This is a genomic window from Halochromatium glycolicum, from assembly GCF_016584085.1.
Classification (GTDB): domain Bacteria; phylum Pseudomonadota; class Gammaproteobacteria; order Chromatiales; family Chromatiaceae; genus Lamprobacter; species Lamprobacter glycolicus.
This window is the reverse complement of record NZ_NRSJ01000115.1, coordinates 1-2,125: the sequence shown is the minus strand read 5'-3', so window position 1 is coordinate 2,125 and position 2,125 is coordinate 1. Positions and strand designations below refer to the sequence as shown.

Sequence of the window (2,125 nt, the reverse complement as noted above, 5' to 3'; positions counted from 1 at the left end):
ATCTCGACTTCGTCGACATCTATGCGCACTTGAGCGAGGAAGAACGCATGATCTACCAACAAGAGCACGCGCCGGAAGCCGCCGCGCTCAGCGGTTTTGCCGAGCGCTTTCTGCGCCAGGGCGAAGCCCGAGGGGAAGCCCGAGGGGAAGCGCGAGGGGAAGCGCGCTTGTTGCGGCATCTACTCACAAAACGCTTCGGAGAACCCTCCGAGTCGATCCAGCAGCGCATTGAAAACGCCAACACCGACACCCTGACCACCTGGTTCGACCGCGCCTTAGAGGCCCAAGCGCTCGAGGACATCTTTTGCGATTGACCAAGCGCGCCGCGCCCTGCTCTGCAGCACTGGATGTCTCGCCCGGGCGTGCCCCCGGCCTGGGGAGCCTGGTAGCCGACGAAGGCCAATTTGGCGCTGGTCAGAGCAGTGCCTTGATGATCAGCGAGACGATCCCCGCCAGCACAGCGCCTATCATCCACTTCAACAGTGTCAGATCGGTGCGGATTGGAGCTAGGGCTTGCTCTAGGTCGGCTTTCTTCACGAGATCATCCTGTGCCGTTCCGATGGCGCGCACGACCGCTTCTGCCTACTCGGGCGCAAAGCCCGCAGTCTTGAGTTTGTCTACCATTTTAAGCCGCTTTTTCACCCGCCAGTTTGGCGCTGGCTAGTCGGTTCAGGCTGATACCCTGCTCGGCTGCCGCCATGGCAAGCTGGCGATGCAACTCCGGTGGGATGCGCACGCGAAATTCACCGCTGTATGTGCGCTCTGCAAGTGGCTCAGGCACAGGCTCGCGGTTCGCTCGCAGGTCGTCCACGACACCATGGACCAGCATACGGATACCGCTCAACGCCTCTTCGGGCGTTGCTGCCAGCCAACTCAGGGCTGGAAACTCGATGCAGAGCCCAACGTGCTCCTGATCCTCAGCGGACCAAGTCACGCGATAGGTGTAGTGATCAGCGCTCATCACCCTTCTCCAGCTTGTCAATTGCCTGAAGCACCTGCCGAACCTGATACGGCTTGGCCTGCCCGTCCGCGTTCTGGATGTTGACACGCGGATCACCTGGCCAAGGAGTTTTGAATACCAAGTGACTGGTGCCACTTTGGCGCGGCCGCCCGAAATAGGTCTCGCAAACCTTATCTTAAATCTGCGAAGCGAATATTTCTCGGATCCTCACGCATTTTGGTGAGGATTTTCTCTACCGATGCCATGCTCTTAATGGTGCCATTAGTGACACCATTTGTCAATCAGAGACATGTGCGCTGTAGCGATTTTCGGCCACCGGAATCCAGCAGCCCCAGAGCGGTCCCGGTGGTTGTCAAGGTAAGTGTCGCCTCAACCGGCTTGCCCAACTCTAATTGTTCATCGTGGTGTCGACTTGGTTGATTGTGTGATGGGGACAGTCTCGGGCGCGAGCGCACGGTCGGACGCTCGCCCCGCACTGCGCCCAGTCTCCCTCCGCCGCGGGTCGGGTCAAGGTCGTTCGTCCTCGCTGCGCTGCGGGCGCTGCACCGTGACCCGACCCGCGGCTGCGGGCTTTGGGCTGCGTGCGACGCGACCGACCGACCGAGGAAGGCCACCCGGGCTCGGGCTGTGCAGGGACAGCACCGGGGTGGCAAGCGCGTGCACGCTCCCTCCCTCCCAAGGATGGCTTGGATGCGCCCTCGATGGTTCATGCGGGCTGATCGGGTCGCGCTGCTGGGTTGGCGCCGGCGGGATTGAGCGTCACCGCGCCCGGGCGGCTCCAGTCACGCGTGGTCGCGCTCCAGCGCTCGGGCCGTTCGGCCTTGGCCTGTTCGTAGAGCGCTTGGCGCTGGGCGAGGATGGCCACATCGGCACCGCTGTGACGCTGCTCGGGGGTGACAAAGCGGATCTGGCTATGGCGGTGCTCGCCGTTGTACCAGCGCACGAACTCAAGGACCCACTGGCGGGCCTCGGTGAGGTCAGCAAAACCATTGACCGGATAGCCGGGACGGTACTTCAGGGTGCGAAACAGCGACTCAGTGCCTATTCCGACGAACGTGACCGCGGATTCCGACGGAACGTGACCGGCCGTGGACTCGCGCACGCACTGGGCCTGGAATCGTCGACCTATCGGTCACGATCCGTCAACGGGCGGCGTGATGTCTC

At 62.4% G+C, this 2,125-nt stretch carries 3 protein-coding genes and 1 pseudogene; 1 reads left to right on the top strand and 3 read right to left on the bottom strand.

What is annotated here, in order from left to right:
- Window positions 1–314 (top strand): DUF4351 domain-containing protein (locus CKO40_RS23735; RefSeq protein WP_242477314.1); only part of this gene is annotated, 314 nt, incomplete at its 5' end.
- 100 nt (window positions 315–414) lie between these two features.
- On the opposite strand, the gene CKO40_RS25040 is transcribed toward CKO40_RS23735, so the two are convergent.
- The 3 genes and pseudogenes from CKO40_RS25040 to CKO40_RS23725 form a co-directional block, all read right to left on the bottom strand.
- Window positions 415–537: a hypothetical protein gene (locus CKO40_RS25040; RefSeq protein WP_276570861.1), complete on the bottom strand. Its 123-nt coding sequence runs from the start codon at window positions 535–537 to the stop codon at window positions 415–417.
- Window positions 538–625: 88 nt separating this feature from the next.
- Window positions 626–961: a type II toxin-antitoxin system HicB family antitoxin gene (locus CKO40_RS23730; RefSeq protein ID WP_200348927.1), complete on the bottom strand. Its 336-nt coding sequence runs from the start codon at window positions 959–961 to the stop codon at window positions 626–628.
- A gap of 706 nt (window positions 962–1,667) precedes the next feature.
- Window positions 1,668–2,000, bottom strand: a pseudogene (locus CKO40_RS23725) (integrase core domain-containing protein); the annotation flags it as partial.
- Between the last annotated feature and the right edge of the window lie 125 nt (window positions 2,001–2,125).

What these genes read in the sequence shown, in the direction of transcription:
- CKO40_RS23730 (WP_200348927.1), bottom strand. Translation starts at nt 961, where the DNA reads ATGAGCGCTGATCACTACACCTATCGCGTGACTTGGTCCGCTGAGGAT.